The following is a 19,910-nucleotide window of genomic DNA, read 5'->3' on the forward strand; positions in this document are numbered from 1 at the left end:
TCTTTCATTCGGAACGAGCCACGACAACGCCGCCCAGTTGAAACCGGATCGGAACCAGGATCGTCGCCGCCACCGATTTTCTGTCGCGCCGTTCGGGACGGAACCGCCACTGCCGCACCGCCGCCACTGCCGCATCGTCAAGGGTCTCGGACCCGCTGGACGCCGCCAGATCGATCGCTGCGACCTGACCGCGTTCATCGATCCCGATCCGTAACAGAACCCGTCCTTCAAGGCCGCGCCGCCGCGCCGCCAACGGATAGGACGGCGGCGGCGTATCCAACGGCTCGGCCCGAAGGTCGGCGTCTTCCCGTCCACCGGCAGCGGCACCACCTCGGGCTCCGGTTGCGGCTCCGGTTGCGGTTGCGGCTCCAACCGTAGTCCCGACGGGAACGGAGTGCGGTTCTCCGCCCACCTCTCCGGTCTCCGTCGCCATCGGCTCGGATACTGGCTCAGACGGTCCCTCCTCGGACGGCGGCGAGGCATCTGGCACGCGTGGCGCACTCTTCATCTTCACCGGAACCGGGGACGGAACCGCCCGCTGGGGAGCGGGCGGCCGGATGGGATGAACAGCCTTGGGCGGACTCGGCTGCGTAAGCGCGGGTACCGGAACTGACGCTGGTGCAGGCGTGGGGGCAGAGGTCAAGGTCGGCGTCGCCGTTCCAGTATCGGCCACGCTCACCAGCGCAACCTCGACCGCCAATTCCGAAGACGGCACGGCGACCTGCCGCATGCCCCACAACCCAGCCGCCAGAAGTCCGGCATGGAGAATCAACGAAAGCCCACCGCCGACGGCACCCTGGCGGGAACTGACGGCGAGAACCGGCTTCATTTCATCGCCTCGCGAGCCATCGTAATCGGCTCGAACGCAACCTTGATTCCAGAGAAGAAAGCGCGCCCGCCGGTTTCGGCATAGCCATACGAGGATTCGTGATACGCATCGCCCAGGTTCTCGACCCGGCCATAGACCTGAATTCTCTCGGTCAGGTCATAGCTGCCCGAAAGATCGAACTGCGCATACTCCCCCATCCGGTTCGGAACCGTCGCCAGGGTCGAACGGTTTTCCTGGAAGTCGGACGCGAAAATCGTGCTGAACGTCAGGCGGGCTTTCTTCTCAAGAAAACGCCAGGACAGATCGTTGGCGAACTTGTGACGCAGACGACGCGGCAGTTCGGCCCAAGTCGCCCGATCATAGGCCTGGGTGTAGGTATAACTGGGCGACACCTCCAGCGATCCATCGTCATCGTCGAAGACCGTCCAGGCAAAGAAGGTCTCGACGCCATAGGTCGTCGCCTTGGCGACGTTTTGGTACTGGCCGGTATTCCCGATCGCGACATAATTAATCAGATTATCGATGTCGTTACGGAACCAGGTCACCCCGGCCTTGCCCGCGCCGTTCAGCACTTTCTGCTCGACCCCGACATCCCAGCCGCGCCCCTGCTCCGCCTTCAGACCGGGATTGGCCAGCCCCGACGGGTAGTTGATCTGAAAGAGCATCGGCGCTTTGAACGTCGTCCCATACGAACCTTTCAGTGTCGTATCGGTCGGCAGATGCCACGCCAGAGTGGTGAACCAGGTCGGATTCCAGCCGAACACGGTATGATCGTTGCCGCGCCAGCCGCCCCCCAGGTCGAGTTGATCGAACAGATGGGCCTGATGCTGAAAGAACGGCGCAACCGTCTGCATCGACGCACTGGTGATCTTGCTTTTTTGCTGATACTGCCGCTGCCAGTAATAGTCGCGGGTATCTTCATAGCCGACCGTCGTCACATGATCCTTATCGAACCGCAGGTCGTTCTGCCACGAGGCGTTGACGGTGGTGCCAAGATAGGCCGCGCACAGCGGCGCGCCCACGGTGCAGCCCTTGGTCGTCCCGCCCATGTTCCACTGATCATTGCGGATGGCGCTGGCATTGACGGTCTGGGTCCAGATCCCGTCCAACAGAGCCAGCGAACCTTTGACCGCGCCGGTGTCAGTGTGTTTGGCCTTCGAACGGTTGGTATCGAGTGTGCCACCGCCGCTCTTGGTCCCATCCAAATCGGCCCAGAGATCAGTGTGCGAGCCGCGAAACTCGATCTCGGAATTATCGGTGGGAGAGAATCCGACCTTACCGTTGACGGTATTATTCTGAGCACCGTCGTGCTCGCTTCCCATCCCCCGGTTCTTCGACGCGATCGACCAGCCAGCGGTCCGATAGCGCGACCAGCCGAAGGAATAGTCGAACGCATCGCCGCCACCGCGCACCGCGACGTTCTCGCGGTTGGTGGAATAGCTGCCCAGTTCCCCCTGTGCCGTCACCGTCATCGGGCCTTTGCCCTTGCGGGTGACAATATTAATGACACCACCGACCGCGTCCGATCCCCACTGACCTGCGGCGGGACCGCGCAGAACCTCGATTCGCTCGATGTCGTCCGTGACCATCCAGTCGAAGTCGAAATTGTACATCGTGTCTTGGTAATTGACCCGCTGACCATCGATCAGCACCAGCGTATGGTTGGCATCGGTCCCCCGGATCCTGACCTGGGACGTCGTTCCCATGCCGCCCGAACGGGTCACCGACAAGCCGGGGACGCTTTTCAGAACCTCCTCGACCTTGGGCGTCTGACGGGCATCCAGTTCGTCGCGGGTAATCACCGTCACCGAACCACCGATCTGATCGACCGGCGTCGCGACGCGGGTAGCGGTAACCACCATCTCGTCGGCCGTTTCCTCGGCCCAAGCGGGAAAAGCGGCCAACAATGTTCCCAATGCCAGCAGACTTCCGCTCCGCCCGTTCTGTTTTATCCTCATTATGCGTTCACAACCTTACGACCCATGCGTTGGCAACGACGCCTCGCCCCGTGGGGTGAAACGCCAGATTCGCGCGTCGTGCGGATGGATTTGTAATCAGGTCGAAACAGACACTCATTTTGTGCAATGCGCACGAAGTCAGCCCGGACAGGGATTACTCCCGCCGGTTCATTTGTCAGAGTCTGTTCGGACCAAAAATCATAACACCCCCGCAGCGACGCAACAGCGCACCACCACAAGGCGACAGAGTCGCTCCGACCGGGTATCCCGCCCGACGGATGGGTGATACTGGCAACGGCAGGTCTCCTGACTCGGGGATCGCTGGCCCTATCCCGCCTTCCCGGTTACCCAGTGGCGTCGTGGGATGGACCTCCCCCCTTACAGTTGCGGGAACAGCCACGGATTTTCACCGTGTTCCCTTTTGCGCCCCGTCTCCGGGGACCGCTGCTGACGATTGATTTACCCCGCACCGCCATGGCTGTCAATCGACACCCCACCCGATGGGGCCATCGCATGGACGACTAAAGCCTTAATATTCTACAAAATCAAAAACGAATTAAACTTCCTGAGTTTGGACTATTAATTTCATCAAATATAAAAATAATTCATTAATATTATTAAATAATAAATAAAAAAACCCGACACCATTACCCCAAACCTCCGTCTATTTCACGGATTTCAAAGCGACGTTAAAGGTTGTTCCCTCGCCGGGAACGGATTCGACCCAAATTCGCCCGCCATGCTGCTCTGCAATTTTTTTACAAATGGCAAGACCGATCCCGGTGCCCTCGTAACCGGGGTGACGGTGCAGACGTTGGAAAATCACGAAGATGCGTTCGAAATATTCAGGGTCGATGCCAATACCGTTATCCGCAACACGAATGATCGAGCCCCCTTCCGTGGAACAGGCAGAGACCCGAATAACCGGCGACCGATCCGGGGAACGGTACTTGATCGCGTTATCGATCAAATTCTGGAACAGCCGGATCAGTTCCTCGACGTGCCCACTGACGGTCGGCAAGGCGGAATCAACAAGGAGTTCGGCACCAGTCTCACTGATTCTGTTGGCGAGTTGATGCCGCACATAGTCGATGACATCGGTCAGTTGGACCTGTCCCGGCTCATCGGGAATACGGCCGATACGAGAATAAGCGAGCAAATCGAGTACCAGCTTGTCCATCCGGAACGCCCCCTCTCGGGCGAACGCAATGAACTCGTGAGCTTCCGCATTAAGACCACCACCATAGCGCAGTTCAAGCAGGCGCATGTAGGAAGCGACCATGCGCAGGGGTTCGCGCAGATCGTGCGAGGCGACATAAGCGAATTGTTCGAGGTCAGCGTTGGAACGCGCTAGTTCTTCTGCTTTCTTGGACAGTTCATCCTGAGATCTGATTTTTTCTGTGACATCGCGGACAGTTCCTATCATTCGGATTGCCCGCCCTTTCTCGTCACGTTCGACCTTTCCCAGCCCCGCCACCCAACGCTCAACACCGTCTGCATTGCGACAGATGCGATATTCTTTGTCGAAATCATGCAGGCCCACCACAATCTCTTCGAGATAGAGCGTCATTTCGGCCTTCTGATCAGGGGCAACAAGATCGAGCCAACCCAAGGCATCACGTCGATACCCGGAATCGATACCGAAAATCATGTCCAGAATTTCCGAACTATCCCAGCGGTCGGCCACCATATCGTAAACATAATAGCCAAGGTGGGCGACGGCCTGGACTTCAAGCAGAAGACTACGGCTTTCACTAATAATAGCCGCGGAACGCTGGCGTTCTCTGCTGCGCCGAAGCAGAACAGCATAAAGAATGGTGAGAACAACGCCGCCCAAGGCGATTAGAACCGCCATTTGGAGAGTACGTTGGCGCCAGGAGGCCAACGCGGATTCGACCGGCACCGCCGCGACCAGCACCACGCCAAAATGATCGAGCCGCTTGAAGCTTGTAATACGCTCGACGCCATCAATCGGAGACACCCGCAAAACTGTTCCCTCTCGAATATCTTCGCCGGGAGAAAGAATAGAAGAGGGGAACCGCATCCCAATTCCAACCGAAGATTCTGGGTGCCGGAGCAGTAGGGTTCCATCCTCGCGGAATACCGAAAAAATAACGCCTTGTTGTTCGGCCAGAGCCTCGAAATATCCAATAATATTATTAAGAGAGAGGTGGGCGACGATAACCCCTCCAAAAGAACCATTCGGATTATTCATCCGAAGAGAAAGCGTCAAACCAAATATGTTGCTGAAACGACCAACAATAGGATTACCAGCATATGGCTCAACAGAATTATTATCCATGTGATATTGAAAATACTCTCGATCTGAAACTGAAAATTTATTTGATTTAATGTTATCCCCATTTATAAGGACATTACCATCCGCATCAATCGCAATGAGACGAGGCCGTAATGCGAGCGTCTTACCGATATCGTTGATAATACGCCAAGTAACGGGATCGCGGGCGTGACGCTCCCATTCGCCCGCCTCGCCCAGGACAGCGACGGCATTTCTGATCGCCATTTCGGCGCCTTCAAATATCCGCGCGGTTTGGACCGCTGCTAATTCGGCTAAAATCTGGGAACGGATTTCGGCCTCGCGCAGTTCATCGTTACGGTCTCGGATAGTGCTGACCGAGAACCAAACCCCAACAACGATAACGGCCCCGCCCCAGAGCGCCAGAGGCCAAGCGCGGCCCATCTGGAAGGCGACTTGCTTCACCAAAAGACGATTCGTCATCGGGTCAAAATCCTGGCGAAACACATCAATACAGCTATGAACGTCCGCACGTCATGCCCTGCCAGATTGTATGCTTTTCAAAACCCCCTGTGGTGAGATTGATCGTGGCGGCTCCACTCCGCCACACTCGCAGACAATAGGAGATGTCGCCCACGAGGGCGTATCTGAAAAAAACGTCATTTCCGCTCACATCGGAGAAAAAATAGCTACGATGCACAACGGAATTGTTCTGATATGAATAATATTACTAAATAGAATTTATAATTTATTTCTTACATCTTATCCACGATTTATAGACATTCGCTACATTTTCCGGACCGTAGCACCACCCCTTTTTGCGTAAATTATTTTGGATATCATTCCGTTCATTGCAGGACCGCTCTATTTCAGCCTCGTTTGACCTATCAGGCATAGGCAAAGAACGGCATTCACCGTAAACGACGGCCCAACGATCAGTTAGCGCCTCGATATCCGGTGGCAGTGTTTCCGCTTTCGCAGCAGACAGGCCCCAAGCCAGCCCAAGACACAGGGTGGAAATGGAAAGTCCATATCGCATCTATTTTCTCCTGCACAGATGCGCATCGAAGGCAGAAAATCATGCAGCCACCACTCAGCCCCGGACACGGGCCGGATTGCCAAAGACCGTAGCCCCGGCGGCAACGTCGCGCGTGACCACGCTGCCCGCACCGATCAATGCATCGTCACCGATGGAAACACCCGGCAACAAGAGCGCCCCGCCTCCAATCCAGACGTTGCGTCCAATATGGATCGGACGGCCAAATTCTAGACCGGAAGCCCGCGTCGCGGCATCGCGAGGGTGATCGGCTGTCAAAATCTGGACCCCTGGACCAATCTGCGTCAGATCACCGATCGTCACTTTCACAACATCCAAAATGACGCAGTTAAAGTTCAGGAAGACACCCTTTCCGATAGAGATGTTAAACCCATAATCGCAATGGAATGGCGGTCTGATAACAACATCGTCGCCGACAGAACCGAGACGTTCTCTCAGCAAATCAAGCCGCTCAGAGGGGGGAAGACCAAGAGCTGCGTTGTAACGCACAAGCCACGAATGGGTAGCGCTGACTTCTCTCTGAATTTCAGGATCGCTGGCGCTGTACAGATCGCCAGCCAACATCTTCTCCATTTCTGTCCGCATCACTCGACCTCGAACAAAATTCAACGCATATGCAATATAGTACCAAGCTGCATTAAATGAAACTCATGCCAGCTTGGTTAGGCCCGACAACCCCCGCCTCATGGCATGGAAGACAAGGGGTGCGAAGGTGCCCCGTCCGCCGCTTGAGCCGGCATCTTGACAAAAATTACCTGCTTAGGCAATCTCTGCTTAGGCAGCTATAAGAGAGATTCATGGCACCGGCAAACGTCCCCTCCTCCCCCCTCTATACTGAGGAGAATTATACCCCGGCCCGCAATATCGCCCGCCAACTGATCGATATCGCGACCGAGTTGAGAGCTTCGGTTGATCGTCAGGCGAGCGCCCTTGGCATTAGCGGGCCACAATGGGTTGTACTGGTCCGTATCGCCAGCGGCGTCGATGCCAGTGCGGCGGAATTATGCCGTGCAATCGGCTATGACAGCGGATCGATGACCCGGATGCTGGATCGATTGGAAAAAAGAGGTCTGATCTATCGCCGTCGCAGCATCGAGGACCGGCGAGTGGTCGAGCTTTATCTGACCGACCTTGGCAAGACGTTGTATCGGCAACTCGCCCCTATCGCCATCGAGACTTTGAACTGCTTCCTCAAGGGCTTCACCCCCGAGGAAGCATACGCTTTGATGGGCTATCTCGACCGTATCCAGGCAAACAGCAACACCGAGTGATCCCCCTTTTAACCATATACCTGCCTAGGCAGTGACAGTTATGGCAACCTTTTAAGGGACCGAACCGATGAAGAAGGCATCCGTGGCCACGACGTCGCTCATCGCGCTGATCGTGACCGGCTGCGCCAGTTGGGACGAGATCGACCGCCAATCGGCGATGACCGACGCCAACACCCTGGCCATTGCCGGGACCGCCGGTCCCAGCACCGAGGCCGCCCCCTGGCCAGCCGAAGATTGGTGGAACGGTTATCGCGACGAACAACTGAACCGGCTGATTCGCGAGGCATTGTCCGGCAACCCATCGATCAAGGTCGCCGAGGCCCGCATCCGCCGGGCCGAAGCCCTGGCCGGGCTGGCGGATTCCGCGCTTTACCCCCACCTCGACGCAGGCGCATCGATCATTGATCAGCGTTTCAATGAAAATGGCCAGTACCCCGACTCCCTGGCAGGCCGGGTGCGAACCGAGAACAAAATCGCGCTAGAAGGCTCCTACAGCCTCGATCTATGGGGCGGTCGCGAGGCGGAATACCGGTCCGCCTTGGGAAATCTTCGCGCCAGCGAGATCGATGCCCAGGCGGCGCGGCTCGACCTCGCCGCCTCGATCGCCCGGACCTACGTCCGACTGGCCGGAGAATTCGACCAACTCGACATCAGCCGGGATCTGTTGCGACAAAAGCAGGAGATCCAGTCCCTGACCGCCAAATTGGTTCGGGCCGGACTGGTCACCGAGGTCGAAACCCGTCAGGCCGATGCCGCCATCGCCGCGACACTGGCGGAGATCAGCGCGAACGAAGAACGCATCGCCCTGTTGCGGTACGATCTGGCGGTTTTGGTCGGCAGCGGTCCCGACCGAGGCATGACCATCGAGCGCCCCAATCTGACCGTAACGACACCGATCGGACTGCCCTCGACCCTGCCCGCCGATCTGATCGGCCGCCGCCCCGATATCGTCGCCCGGCGCTGGCGGATCGAAGCGGCAACCCGGAGCATCGATGCCGCCAAGGCCCAGTTCTACCCCAATATCGACCTGTCGGCGTTCCTCGGCTTCAAGTCGATCGGACTGTCCCAGTTCCTCGCGGCCAGCAGCTTCATGGCCGGGGCAGGCCCCGCGATCTCCTTGCCGGTCTTCGACGCCGGACGGCTGCGGAGCAATCTGGCCGAGGCGAACGCCAATCTCGACATCACCGTCGAACTCTACAACGGGGCCATTCTCGACGCTCTGCGCGACGTCGTGAGTCAACTCACGTCCTGGCGAGCCAATCAGGCCCGGCTGGCCCAAGAGCGACTCGCGGTGGTCCACCTGGAAGAAGCGTATCGACTGGCCGTCCTCCGTTACCGCGAAGGACTGACCAACTACCTGACCGTGCTGTCGGCCGAAGGCGACCTGATCAGCGAGCGCCGCCAAGAAGCCGGATCGCGCAATCGTCAATACAGCATCTCGATCGGATTGGCCCACGCCCTGGGGGGAGGCTTTGCCCCCCAGGCTCTGCCTCCGTCGTAACCCTCCCCAGGACGCCCAGCAATGACCGACACCCCACCCCCTCCCACGCCGAACGATCTTCGCAACCGGCTCCGCCGCAAGTTGTTGATGTCTGCCGCAGCCTTGGGCTTCACCGGCCTTGGTGTCGCCTATGGCCTCTATTGGTGGACCAGCGGCCGTTTCGACATGTCCACCGACGATGCTTACGTCGCCGGCAACATCATCCAAGTCTCGCCCCAGATCGCCGGCACGGTTACATCGGTCCACGCCGACGATACCGATTTCGTCGAAGTCGGACAGACTCTGGTCACCATCGACCCGGCCGACACCCGGTTGGCTCTCGATCAGGCCGAAGCGAATCTGGCTGAAACGGTGCGCCAAGTGCGCGCTCTGTTCAGCCAGGACGGAGCCTTGGCCGCGACGGTCTCGGTACAGGAAACCACCTTGGCTCGGTTGCAGGAAGATCTGGCCCGCCGCCAGAGACTGGCCGATACCGGCGCGGTTTCGTCCGAAGAACTGAAGCATGCCCGCGATGCGGTGCTGCAAGCATCGGCTCAGTTGGCCAGTGCCCGCAAGCAGCAGGAAACCAACCGGGTTCTGATCGATATGACCAGCCTGACCAACCATCCTCGGGTCGCGCGGGCTGCCGCCCAGGTGCGCGAATCCTATCTGGCGTGGCGGCGCACCTCGGTCCCCGCGCCGATATCCGGCCAAGTCGCACGCCGCGCCGTTCAGGTCGGGCAGCGCACCACTCCCGGCACGCCGCTGATGGCGATTGTCCCTTTGAACGATGTCTGGGTTGACGCCAATTTTAAAGAGGGCCAGTTGGGGGATATGCGGATCGGCCAGCCTGCATTGCTGACCGCCGATATCTACGGCGACAAGGTTCAGTATCGCGGCACGGTGGTTGGACTGGCGGCGGGGACCGGATCGGCCTTCTCGTTGTTGCCCGCCCAGAACGCGACCGGCAATTGGATCAAGGTGGTCCAGCGGGTGCCGGTGCGAATCGCCATTGATCCCCTTGACCTCACGCTACATCCGCTGCTGATCGGGCTGTCGATGGAAGTCCATGTCTCGGTCAAGGACCAAACCGGGCCGCAAATCTCCTCCGGGCTGCAAAAGGAGGTCGTGGCGCAGACCGGCGTGTTCGCCGATCTCGACCACGACGCCGATGCGCTGATCGAGACCCTGATCGCCCGGAATGCGCGGGCAGAACCGACCCCCACCGGCACCGGCGGTCGCTGATCGGCGACACCCGCCGCACGGGAGACGAAATATGCCCCCACCCTCATTTCCCCCCCTAACCGGAAACCGGCTGGTGCTCGCCACCGTGGCCTTGTCGCTAGCCACCTTTATGAACGTGCTCGATACCACCATCGCCAATGTGGCGCTGACCACCATTGCCGGGGATCTTGGCGTCAGCGTCAGCCAGGGAACCTGGATCATCACCTCGTTCGGTGTCTCCAACGCCATCGCCGTGCCGTTGACCGGCTGGCTGGTCGGGCGGATCGGACAATTACGGCTGTTTCTGTCGGCGGTTGTTCTGTTCGTCCTCCTGTCGCTGCTCTGTGGCCTTGCCACCAACCTTGAAACTCTTCTGCTCTTCCGCTGCCTCCAGGGACTGGTCGCGGGACCGATGGTTCCGCTGTCCCAAGCCCTGCTGCTGCAATGCTATCCCAAGGCCAAGGCCGGGATGGCGATTGCCCTGTGGTCGATGACAACGACAGTTGCGCCGGTTATGGGCCCGGTTCTCGGCGGCTGGCTGACCGACAACGTGTCCTGGCCGTGGATTTTCTACATCAATGTTCCCATCGGCCTGCTCGCGGCGTGGCTAACCTTCGTTACCCTGAAGGGCCGTGAAACCGAACCAAGAAAACTGCCCATCGATACTATCGGCCTGTCTCTTCTGGTGCTTTGGGTCGGCGCGACACAGATCATGCTCGACAAAGGCAAGGAACTCGACTGGTTCAACTCCTCGACCATTGTGGCTTTGGCGATCATCGCAATCGTCGCCTTCACCTTCTTCATCATCTGGGAGCTGACCGAAAAGCACCCGATCGTCGATCTCACCTTATTCAAGGGCCGCAACTTCACCACCGGAACCATCGCCATTACCCTGGGCTATGCGGTTTTCTTTGGAAATCTGGTGGTGATCCCGATGTGGCTGCAAAGCGTCATGGGCTATACCGCGACCTGGGCCGGTCTGGTCACCGCGCCGATCGGATTTTTCTCGATCATCCTGTCGCCTCTGATCGGACGCACCATCCACAAGGTCGATCCCCGACTGTTCGCCACCTTTGCCTTCTTCATTTTCGCGGTGTGCAGTTTCTGGCGCTCGACCTTCAGCCCCGACGTCGCGATGTGGGACATCGTTGCCACCCATTTGCTGCAAGGGTTCGCCATGGCGACCTTCTTCATCGCCTTGACCACGGTGATCCTGTCTGGCCTGGAGCAGCAGCGGATTCCCGCCGCCTCGGGCCTCTACAATTTCATGCGGATCATGGCCGGATCGTTCGCGGCGTCGGTCTGGACCACTCTGTGGGAAAACGGCGCGATCCGGCACCATTCCTATCTGAACGAAAACATCACCGCTTATTCCGAACCGACCGCCCGATTCGAAGAAAGCGTGCGCAGCCTTGGACTGAATTCCCAACAAATCTATCGGGCGATTGATGCGGAGGTCACCCGCCAATCCCTGATCCTGTCCGTCAACGACCTGTTCTGGGTGTCCGGCGTGCTGTTCCTGGCTCTGATGGGCCTGATCTGGCTATCGCGTCCGGTTCGCCAGGGAGCACCTCCCGCCAAGGACGGCGGCAATCACTAAAGAGAGAGGAGAGATAAATGCAAATCGGCCATATCCCGATGAGCGCACAGCCACCGTCCGGTTGGCGGCTGTGGATGCTGGCGGCACGACCCCACACCTTAACCATCTCCGTCGCCCCGGTGATCGCCGGAACCGCGCTGGCCTGGTCTGAGACCGGCCGGTTCGACCCTGGTCCCGGCTTTGGGGCGCTGATTGGTGCCCTGCTGATTCAGGCTGGTGCCAATTTGCACAACGACGCCGTTGACGCCCTGCGCGGTGGCGACCTGCCGACACGTCAGGGGCCAGCTCGGGTTACCGCTCGGGGCTGGATTCCGGCGCGGCGAGTGATCGCCGCCGCGCAGATCTGCCTTGCCCTCGCCGCCGTGGTTGGGCTGTATCTGATCGCCTGCGGGGGACTTCCAATCCTAATCCTGGGCATCGCCTCTCTGATCGGCGGCTGGTGCTATTCGGGTGGACCGCGCCCGATCTCCTACGGCCCCTATGGCGAGTTGTTCGTCGTCGCCTTTTTTGGGATAGGCGCCGTCGGCGGCAGCTATTACCTCCAGACCGGCACACTATCGCTCTTGGCCCTGGAGACTGGGGTGGCGATTGGCCTGTTCGCCGCCGCCGTGCTAATGGTCAATAATTACCGCGATATCGAGGCCGACCGCATCGCGGGCCGCAACACCCTGGCAATCCAGGCCGGCATACCCGCCAGCCGGGTTCTTTACAGCCTGTTCCTCCTGGTGTCCTTCGGCTTGCTCGCCGGACCGATGGGACCCAATGGCGGCTGGGTGACGTTGGCGGGACTGCCACTCGCAATCGACCTGATCCACCGCTTCGTCACCTTGCCCCGAGGGAGCGCCTTTAACCCCATTCTGGGCAAAACCGCACGGTTGCAGTTGATTGTCGCCGTTCTGTTCGCCGTTGGGATCAATCTGGGCTTATGAAGGCAGAGACCGTAAAGGCCTCCCCGGTTGCCATTGCCGATAGCCAAGCCTTCCCATACCGATGGGAAGACGGCGATGGAACCGGGTTCCTTCACATTCCGCACATCCCGAGACATCGATATCGCACGGCCTCTTATCGCTCGGACTATTGTGAATACAATGATCCGCATGATAACCAGAGATCGGATAAGACCTTAAGAATGACATAGAGATGGTGCGTTCAAAGCGGACCCTTACGACCGCCAGTGCAGCGCATGCGCTGCACGATGGCTGCGCTGATCTTATCTATGTCCTTCTGCCACTCTGGCAGGCTGAGTTTGGCCTCAGCTATGGCGCACTGGCGTTATTAAGGGGGCTTTATTCGGGGGCCATGGCTGCGTTGCAGGTTCCATCCGGGCGGCTGGCCGAACGCTGGGGTGGGCGGTTCATTCTCGTCTGTGGCACCATCGTCACCGGGCTGGGTTTTGTCGTCGCCGGAAGCTCTGGTGGGGTTCTAGGACTGTGCGCCGGTCTGACGCTTGCCGGTATCGGATCAAGCACCCAGCACCCGATCGCTTCGGCGGCGGTGTCCCGCGCTTATGGCGGGAGCGCACGCGGGCCACTCGGTGTTTACAATTTCAGCGGCGACATTGGGAAAGCAGCGATTCCGGCATTAGCGTCAGGACTCCTGATGGTGATGTCCTGGCAGCTTTCACTGGGGCTTATTGCCGTACTGGCCGTCGTGGTGGCGGCAGGGATCGCCATCGCAATGCCGCCGCTTGCCCCACCACCGGCGGCGGCGGAAAAGACACCAACCATCGGCAAGGGACGGGGCGGGTTCGGTCTGCTTCTGACCATCGGCGTGCTCGATTCTGGAGTCCGCATGGGGCTGCTGACCTTCTTACCGTTCCTTCTTCGGGAAAAAGGGGCCTCTTTACCTACAGTCGGTCTCGGTCTTGCTCTTGTTTTCATGGGAGGAGCCGCCGGAAAATTCGTCTGTGGATGGCTGGGCGGCCGTTTTGGAACGCTGCGAACGGTACTGGCAACCGAGGGAGGGACGGCTGCCTTAATCCTTGCGGTCCTGGCATCGCCTCTCTTCCCGTCTCTCTGTCTGTTGCCGATTCTTGGTCTGGTGCTGAACGGAACCTCATCCGTATTGTATGGATCTGTTCCCGAATTGAGGCTTCCCCACCAAAGCGAAGAACGGGCATTTGCCCTGTTCTATACTGGAACCATCGGGTCCGGGGCGATCTCCCCCGTTCTTTATGGCATCCTTGGCGATGCCGTCGGTGCCGGTTGGGCCGTTACCGCCACCGCAATGGTGGCGCTGGCGATTTTCCCGTTTGTTTTCGCCTTGGCTCCTCACCTGGAGCGATAACCTGCAAATGGCAAAATCCGGCACCGATGAACAAACGGACTAACGACCAGCAGACGCTGCTTCCCGCTTCGCCAAGATCCCGTCACGAACGCTGATCCCCATCAGCACCAGGGTAACGAGTCCGGCGGCCAGTTCGATCCCCTGCACGATGAAGAAAAGAGTCCCGTCAACGCTATCTTGTTGTGCCTGAGCGTCGAGCCAGAGGGTCGCAGGCAGCAAGACCACAATAGAAATCGCGGCGATCAACCGCAGACGCCGACGTTTGCGTTCGGAAATCTGGCTGGGCCGGACACGGGTCAATTGCAGGCCGGTAATGGCGGTGATCATCGCGATTGGGACAAGCGGGAATAACGACCAGACCACCACTTCCTTGATGAAGGCAAGAAGTTCACGGTCGGCAAACAACCCGGCCGTAACTGCGGAGCCCCAGATCAGGACGAACAGGCCCAGCGTCACACGCGCGGCAAGCGGATGTAAAAGTTCGGCTATGTGCATGATCGATTCCTTTGGCAGCCCCCCCCTTGCCCCCAGCGCGGCTGCCGACTCGCCGGGTGTGGGACGCAGTATCAACTTAGCCCCGGAGGACGTGCAACCCTTTACCGCGTTCAGGGGCGATGCCGCCGAAGATGTCAGCGGGCCGTCCGACTTGCCTCAAAAATCAGCAGCGACCACAACAGGCCCAGTCCGCCAGGAATCCCCGGCGTTACCCTCAACCCGCCCACAGGTCTATCCACAGATTCGGAGGATAACTGGATATGACGCGCCACATCACATCCGCCTGATCGCCGGGAGAGTCCTTGCCCTGTTCCAAGGCGACCGTTCTGCGGCCATGGCCGCCGAAAATTATGATTTTTTCGTTACTCGATAGCGGACAACGAGAAACATCTCAGGGCGTCAAACTACCAATCTCATGGCTAGACGTTCGAGTCTTTCCTGACGCGCCATTTTTATATTTAAAAACAATTACCTAGGCAGACAACCTCCCTGCACCAATGGCGGCAGGGTTCCGGTTTAATAAGGCTTAATCGGGCGGAGTGGGTGCGGGGCGGCATTGACCCCGCTCGGGCGTGTGCATAATATTCTGCCATGTTCAAGCAATGGATGCTTTGGGGAGTGCTGGTGCTTCCGGTCTCTGTGGCCGGGGGAGGACAAGCCGTGGTCGCCGAGCCGTCCGCTCTGCCGCCCATTGACCCGCCGGGGGTCTGGCACGCGCTCACCCAGGATGACGCCACGACGGAAAGCAAGTGCATCGGCAATCCGGTGACCCCGCTCTGTGCGGTGGAGACGGTGATAGCGTGCTTCGTTCGCGGCAGCGATGAACTGTGCCGTATCGGCAAGGGACTTGATCGGCCACCGGGCCTCTTTCGCGGCCGCCCAGGTATCGGGGTGTGGGAGCGCTACAGGGTCGCGGTTGCCAAACGCATCAATCCCAAGAAACAGCCCTTTCTTAATGAAGAGCCCACCAAGGCGGGTGACGTGAGCCTGGGGATCCAGAGTCTGTTTTGCCAAAAGGTCTGCGAGACCCCGGACGGCCCACCCACCACCTATCTGATCCGCCCGATGGATGGCAGATGGGTCGTCCTGACCTGGGAAACCCCACGCTGGTAGCGGGGCCTACTCTCTCAGAAAGCGGAAGTGATCTGTTCTGTCCGCTTCCTTGCCGTCCAGTCGGCGATCCCTTATATTTGCAACGGCATCAAGCAGTTGCCGTAGCATCGCCGGATCGGATGCCAGCCGGGAAAAGATCGCAAGGGTCTGCGGCCTCATGACACCGTCAATGTTCACCGAGTCCGGCACAACCGCGTTGATCGCTGCCTGAATGATTCTGGCACCACCACCGGGGCCGAAGCGGAACAAGGTGTCGGCGAGAACGGCGGCGGCATAGTCGTTCCCGATGCCATTCAGGGCCTGATAGCCACCCGCCCGCGCCAGGGCTTGGTTCAGGTAGTCACGGTAGAGGGCAGCCTGCTGATCGGGCGTTAGGTCGCCGGGTGTCCTAGAACGACCGAGCCCCGGTACCCGCCCACGGGCATCGTCCAGGGTCTTCTGCAAAATGCCGGCGACGGCGGACCGGTAATCCCCCCTCGACGCCCCACTGCACGAACAGCCAGCGCCAACCTGGGCCGGGCGGGCCGCCGAGCGGCTCTCGGCGGTGCTAACGGGGGTGGTCGGACATGCTGCGGGCTCTGATCGGGGCAAGAAAATGCTGCCCTTATGCACTGAAAGCCTTGGCACGCAAAAACTGATCAAGCAAGCGACCGACTTTTCGACGGTTCGTTTCAAACCCGCCCAGAGGTCTATCCACAGATTCGGAGGATAACTGGATATGACGCGCCACATCACATCCGCCTGATCGCCGGGAGAGTCCTTGCCCTGTTCCAAGGCGACCGTTCTGCGCCTCATGCCAGCCACCCCGTTGATCGGCACCCATTCCTATTAGCGGACCTTCCCCGCTCCTCCGGGCTACCGGGGCTGAGGCGCAACGCCTACGCAAGAACAAAACGTGATTGACTGGCATGCAGAGGTTTTGCTACGCTGAGCGGTATTAATACCACAGCTACGCCCGGACGGTTTCCGCCTTCCGGGCTTTTTCTTGGCCGCAATCCGCCCGGCGCCAACGGCTCCGGGCTTTTTCGTGCCTGCACCGAAAGGTGCAAACCCGATGTTCGAGGACATTCAATCGTTCTTTACCATGCGGCCGAAACGGCCCGCTTCGTCGCTGGGGGCCGGCGCCTCGGCCGAGGACGACCCGGCCGTGCCCGCCTTCCAGAAGGCGTGGAAAGACGGTGCCCTGGTCGAGGATATGTTCGGCCCCAGCCCGTTCACCCTGCACGGCAGCGTCGGCCGCAGCGGTGCCGACAATTTCCGCCCCGACGTCGCCAAGGTGGAAACCTTCCTGGGTGATGCCGGCTATTACAAGCCGCTGACCAGCGACGGCCCCAGCGGCTGGCACAATGCCAACCTGGATCAGGCCATCCGCACCTTCCAGAAGGACAAGGGGCTGGAGGTGGATGGCTTCCTCAAGCCGGGTGGCCCCACCATCGGCAAGATCGGCAGCCTGCTGGGCGGCGGCGAGGCGCAAGGACAAAACGCGAGCAATCCGAGCGCGCAGACCCAGGGTTTCTGGGGCGGCCCCAAGGGCGACTCGCCAGGGGTCCTTCTCCCCGGCGACGACCCCCAATCCCCCCGCCGCCCTGGAGGCCGTGATCCTGGGTCGTTCGACCCGCCGGGCACCTTTCCCATGCCGAAACCCCAGCCACCATCCAATGGTTCCAACCTGCCCGGCGGCGAACTGACGCCGCAACAGCAACTGGAGGCGCTGATCCGGATCATGAACGGCGGTAAGACGCCCGATCCGCATCCACAGCCACCCGTCATCGAAGAGCGTCCGCAATCCACGCCGCCGCGCTTGCCGCCCATCGGCAACGACTTGCCAGAGCAGGGCGGCATCACTGGCATCTTGCCGCGTCCCCGTGACTGGGATCGCCTGTTGCGAGGCCACACCATCAACCAGGAAGGTATCGACGCCAACCAGGGCTATGCCGAGATGCTGGTGCGTGATTCCGATCCCAGCCAGACCGCGCGCACGCTGAAGCGGGCCATCGACGATTATGGCGACCAGGGACGCGGCGACGTGGCGGACCTGCTGGCGCGGTTCCAAAAGATCGACGGCGCCAAGGCCGAGACCCTGCGCCGTGAACTGCACAAGGCCACCGGCGAGGTACTGCCCTATCGCCTTGCCCCTTTGGGCGAGGGTTTCCGCGAACCCACCGAAGAGGAGAAGATCGCCGCCGCGCCCAAGACCCCGTTCGGTTCCGCCCAAGGCGCCAACCGCTGGGCGGCGGGCAACATGGCAGAGGTACTGCTGGGTCGGGGCGATTACGCCGACGCCATCACCCACTTCCAGGGCGAGATCGGCCGCAACCGTGCCGAGGCCATGCCCTATCTCGCCGCCGTGCACGAGATCATGGGCGAAAAAAATCCTGGGTTGGCGGCCAAATTCGCCACCCAGATGCAGAAGGCGGGGTTGGCGACGGAGGCGGAGAAAAAGCCGGAGACCGCGCCAAAACCGGTCCCGACACCCACGCCGGCGCCGATTCCAGCCCCAGAGCTGCCGAAACCCGAACCGGCGCCTCAGCCGCAACCAATTCCTCCGACGCTGCCTGCCACGCAGCCTACAAAGAGCAAGCCGGCTCCGGTTCCGCCGGAAACCACCCCGCCTGTTCAAGGGAAACCCGAGCCTGGAAAGGGCGGGCCGATCATCACACAGCCAATCCCCCCTGTGGCGAAGCCCAGCCCGATCCCGCCGCCGGGTGCTCCGGGCGGACTGAAACCAGCCCCCGACCTTCATCCGTCGGTGACCATTGAATTCGATGGAAAGGAATTCAAGGCCATTGAAGACGGCAAGGTGGTCAAGAGTTGGCCGGCGGTTTCAGGTCGTCCGGGATATCAGGGAGCGGAACATCAGGGAGAAAAGAACAAAGGTCCTCTGCCCGAAGGTGAGTGGGTTTTGAGGCAGGACCAGTTGCAGAACATCGACAAGCTGTCCGAGTGGGAGCGCTTGAAGGGGCGCTTTGGAGGCAGCAGTTGGCCGGGCCTGGAGGATTCCTGGGGCAAGACTCGTATTTGGCTTGAGCCAGGAGAGGGGGCTGATACCAAGGGGCGTGGCGGTTTCTCTGTACACGGCGGCAAAACGCCAGGTTCTGCTGGCTGTATCGACCTCACCGATCAGATGGAGGATTTTGCAAACTACTTCAAGGGCATGGGAAAGGACGTAAAGGTCCGCGTCGATTATCATCGAGAATAGACGCCCAGATTCGAATTGAACGGGTGTGGTGCGGTCACTTAATCTCTGCTGCTGACCGCACCACAAACGACTGAGAACAAAATGAGATGGCTGAAAGGAATAGCTCGATATGCCGGGGTCGCGATCCATGCGGCAGTGGGGCTGGCATTGCTCAGCATGTCGGTTGACCCCTATTTGGGGAGTCTGAAGGATTTTCGTTTTCCGTGCGAACCTTGCGGTTGGTATTATGAAACAAAATTGACCTATTTTTTAACATTCGCAGTTCCTGGCGCGCTCTTGTTAGTGTCTTCTGGTATCATGTGGCGTTCCAGATCGCGGCGATTTGTGTTTCTAGGACTGGCGCTACTTCCCGCTGTGGTCTATCTGGTTTTTTTGCATTATCCGGCTCTGCATGAGATAGGGGTGTCTGCAAATCTCAATTCCATGGCATTGGCAACGGGTTCTCATTGCGGTGCGCCTTGTTAGGTGCAATCGTCGCGGATTGTCTGGCTGCTGATTGGGGGGGGAACACCGTAGGGCACCCGCACCCACCCGCCCTACCACCAACAAGCGCCATGGGGCAGACTTTGCCGAAACACGTTTCTGCGGCAACGTCCGGTTTCCCTGTTTCACATCAGATATCCGCCCTTCCCCTTCCGTGAAGAGTTTCGGGCGCCGTGAGGCGTACGAAAGTCCCCGAGGAACGAACCCGCGAGGTTCGAGCACAGGCCTATGGGGATTTCGTTTTGCGGCTGATCCTGGGGGTGTCGCGACGGGCCACCGGAAGAGGTCGGGTTGGCGCGAAGAGGCCGCAACGTCCGTCTGTCATGCCACGATTCTGGTGGAAAGAGGAGCCGAAACCCCTTCTTTCGGCGGGGATTCCAGAGAATGGCCCATGCGGGATCGTCACCCGAAGCGCGGCGGTTCGAGTGCCTGGGACGGTCAAGCCATGCCGGATCATGGCGGGTTCTCCCGGTTCGGCAGTGCGCCGACAGGGGGCGCGCGGGGCTGGTGCCCCCGTTCGAAAACCTCGACGATCACCATGCGCCCGCCGCAGCAGGGGCATGGCGGAACGGCATCGACGGGGGCTTCCGCAATATCGGCGACGGTCGGCGGGGCGACGGCCAGAAGCGTGCGGATGCGTTCGAGGCTGGCCTTGCGG

The 19,910-nt window shown here is 59.8% G+C and carries 15 protein-coding genes, 1 pseudogene and 1 riboswitch; of the genes and pseudogenes, 9 read left to right on the forward strand and 7 right to left on the reverse strand.

The window, feature by feature from the left end:
- Window positions 1-4: 4 nt before the first annotated feature.
- From PHAMO_RS18535 to PHAMO_RS11505, 4 genes are all read right to left on the reverse strand, one after another.
- Window positions 5-829 (reverse strand): energy transducer TonB, encoded by an 825-nt coding sequence (locus PHAMO_RS18535; protein WP_002729543.1) that lies wholly within the window; start codon window positions 827-829, stop codon window positions 5-7.
- A complete protein-coding gene (locus tag PHAMO_RS11495; protein WP_002729544.1) occupies window positions 826-2,787 on the reverse strand; it encodes a TonB-dependent receptor plug domain-containing protein in 1,962 nt (653 codons plus the stop codon). Before PHAMO_RS11495 ends, PHAMO_RS18535 begins: the two co-directional genes overlap by 4 nt.
- Before the next feature lie 279 nt (window positions 2,788-3,066).
- Window positions 3,067-3,248: riboswitch (cobalamin riboswitch) on the reverse strand.
- 203 nt (window positions 3,249-3,451) lie between these two features.
- Complete coding sequence (locus tag PHAMO_RS11500) at window positions 3,452-5,527, reverse strand: ATP-binding protein (RefSeq protein ID WP_040566893.1); 2,076 nt, start codon at window positions 5,525-5,527, stop codon at window positions 3,452-3,454.
- Between the two features lie 610 nt (window positions 5,528-6,137).
- A complete protein-coding gene (locus PHAMO_RS11505; RefSeq protein ID WP_456085338.1) occupies window positions 6,138-6,674 on the reverse strand; it encodes a sugar O-acetyltransferase in 537 nt (178 codons plus the stop codon).
- 224 nt (window positions 6,675-6,898) lie between these two features.
- Between PHAMO_RS11505 and PHAMO_RS11510 the strand changes: the two genes are divergently transcribed.
- The 6 genes from PHAMO_RS11510 (at window position 6,899) to PHAMO_RS11535 (ending at window position 13,962) form a co-directional block, all read left to right on the forward strand.
- On the forward strand, window positions 6,899-7,372 hold the full coding sequence (locus tag PHAMO_RS11510) for a MarR family winged helix-turn-helix transcriptional regulator (protein ID WP_002729556.1): 474 nt from the start codon (window positions 6,899-6,901) through the stop codon (window positions 7,370-7,372).
- A gap of 67 nt (window positions 7,373-7,439) precedes the next feature.
- Window positions 7,440-8,873, forward strand: coding sequence for an efflux transporter outer membrane subunit (locus PHAMO_RS11515; RefSeq protein WP_002729557.1), 1,434 nt, complete (start codon window positions 7,440-7,442; stop codon window positions 8,871-8,873).
- A 21-nt stretch (window positions 8,874-8,894) separates the two neighbouring features.
- Window positions 8,895-10,097: an HlyD family secretion protein gene (locus tag PHAMO_RS19450; RefSeq protein WP_002729559.1), complete on the forward strand. Its 1,203-nt coding sequence runs from the start codon at window positions 8,895-8,897 to the stop codon at window positions 10,095-10,097.
- A gap of 31 nt (window positions 10,098-10,128) precedes the next feature.
- On the forward strand, window positions 10,129-11,676 hold the full coding sequence (locus tag PHAMO_RS19455; protein ID WP_002729561.1) for a DHA2 family efflux MFS transporter permease subunit: 1,548 nt from the start codon (window positions 10,129-10,131) through the stop codon (window positions 11,674-11,676).
- Window positions 11,677-11,693: 17 nt separating this feature from the next.
- Complete coding sequence (gene menA / locus PHAMO_RS11530; protein WP_002729562.1) at window positions 11,694-12,605, forward strand: 1,4-dihydroxy-2-naphthoate octaprenyltransferase; 912 nt, start codon at window positions 11,694-11,696, stop codon at window positions 12,603-12,605.
- 211 nt (window positions 12,606-12,816) lie between these two features.
- Window positions 12,817-13,962 carry an MFS transporter gene (locus tag PHAMO_RS11535; protein WP_002729564.1) on the forward strand — a complete coding sequence of 382 codons (1,146 nt, stop codon included), beginning with the start codon at window positions 12,817-12,819 and terminating at the stop codon, window positions 13,960-13,962.
- Between the two features lie 39 nt (window positions 13,963-14,001).
- Here the strand turns inward: PHAMO_RS11535 and PHAMO_RS18540 are convergent, their stop codons facing one another.
- A complete protein-coding gene (locus tag PHAMO_RS18540) occupies window positions 14,002-14,457 on the reverse strand; it encodes a hypothetical protein (protein ID WP_002729565.1) in 456 nt (151 codons plus the stop codon).
- Between the two features lie 624 nt (window positions 14,458-15,081).
- On the opposite strand from PHAMO_RS18540, the gene PHAMO_RS11545 reads away from it, so the two are divergent.
- Window positions 15,082-15,570: a hypothetical protein gene (locus PHAMO_RS11545; protein ID WP_155801730.1), complete on the forward strand. Its 489-nt coding sequence runs from the start codon at window positions 15,082-15,084 to the stop codon at window positions 15,568-15,570.
- A 6-nt stretch (window positions 15,571-15,576) separates the two neighbouring features.
- Here PHAMO_RS11545 and PHAMO_RS11550 read toward each other — a convergent pair whose 3' ends face one another.
- The gene (locus tag PHAMO_RS11550; RefSeq protein WP_002729570.1) at window positions 15,577-16,365 is read right to left on the reverse strand and encodes a lysozyme family protein; all 789 of its coding nucleotides are present in this window, start codon (window positions 16,363-16,365) and stop codon (window positions 15,577-15,579) included.
- A 259-nt stretch (window positions 16,366-16,624) separates the two neighbouring features.
- Between PHAMO_RS11550 and PHAMO_RS18545 the strand changes: the two genes are divergently transcribed.
- Both PHAMO_RS18545 and PHAMO_RS19715 read left to right on the forward strand, forming a co-directional pair.
- A complete protein-coding gene (locus tag PHAMO_RS18545) occupies window positions 16,625-18,769 on the forward strand; it encodes a L,D-transpeptidase family protein (protein WP_002729574.1) in 2,145 nt (714 codons plus the stop codon).
- Between the two features lie 81 nt (window positions 18,770-18,850).
- Window positions 18,851-19,234 (forward strand): hypothetical protein, encoded by a 384-nt coding sequence (locus PHAMO_RS19715; RefSeq protein WP_002729579.1) that lies wholly within the window; start codon window positions 18,851-18,853, stop codon window positions 19,232-19,234.
- A gap of 471 nt (window positions 19,235-19,705) precedes the next feature.
- Here the strand turns inward: PHAMO_RS19715 and PHAMO_RS20465 are convergent.
- Window positions 19,706-19,910: pseudogene (locus tag PHAMO_RS20465) on the reverse strand (IS91 family transposase); the annotation flags it as partial.

It is taken from the genome of Magnetospirillum molischianum DSM 120, from assembly GCF_000294655.1.
In the GTDB taxonomy this organism is placed as follows: Bacteria; Pseudomonadota; Alphaproteobacteria; order Rhodospirillales; family Magnetospirillaceae; genus Phaeospirillum; species Phaeospirillum molischianum.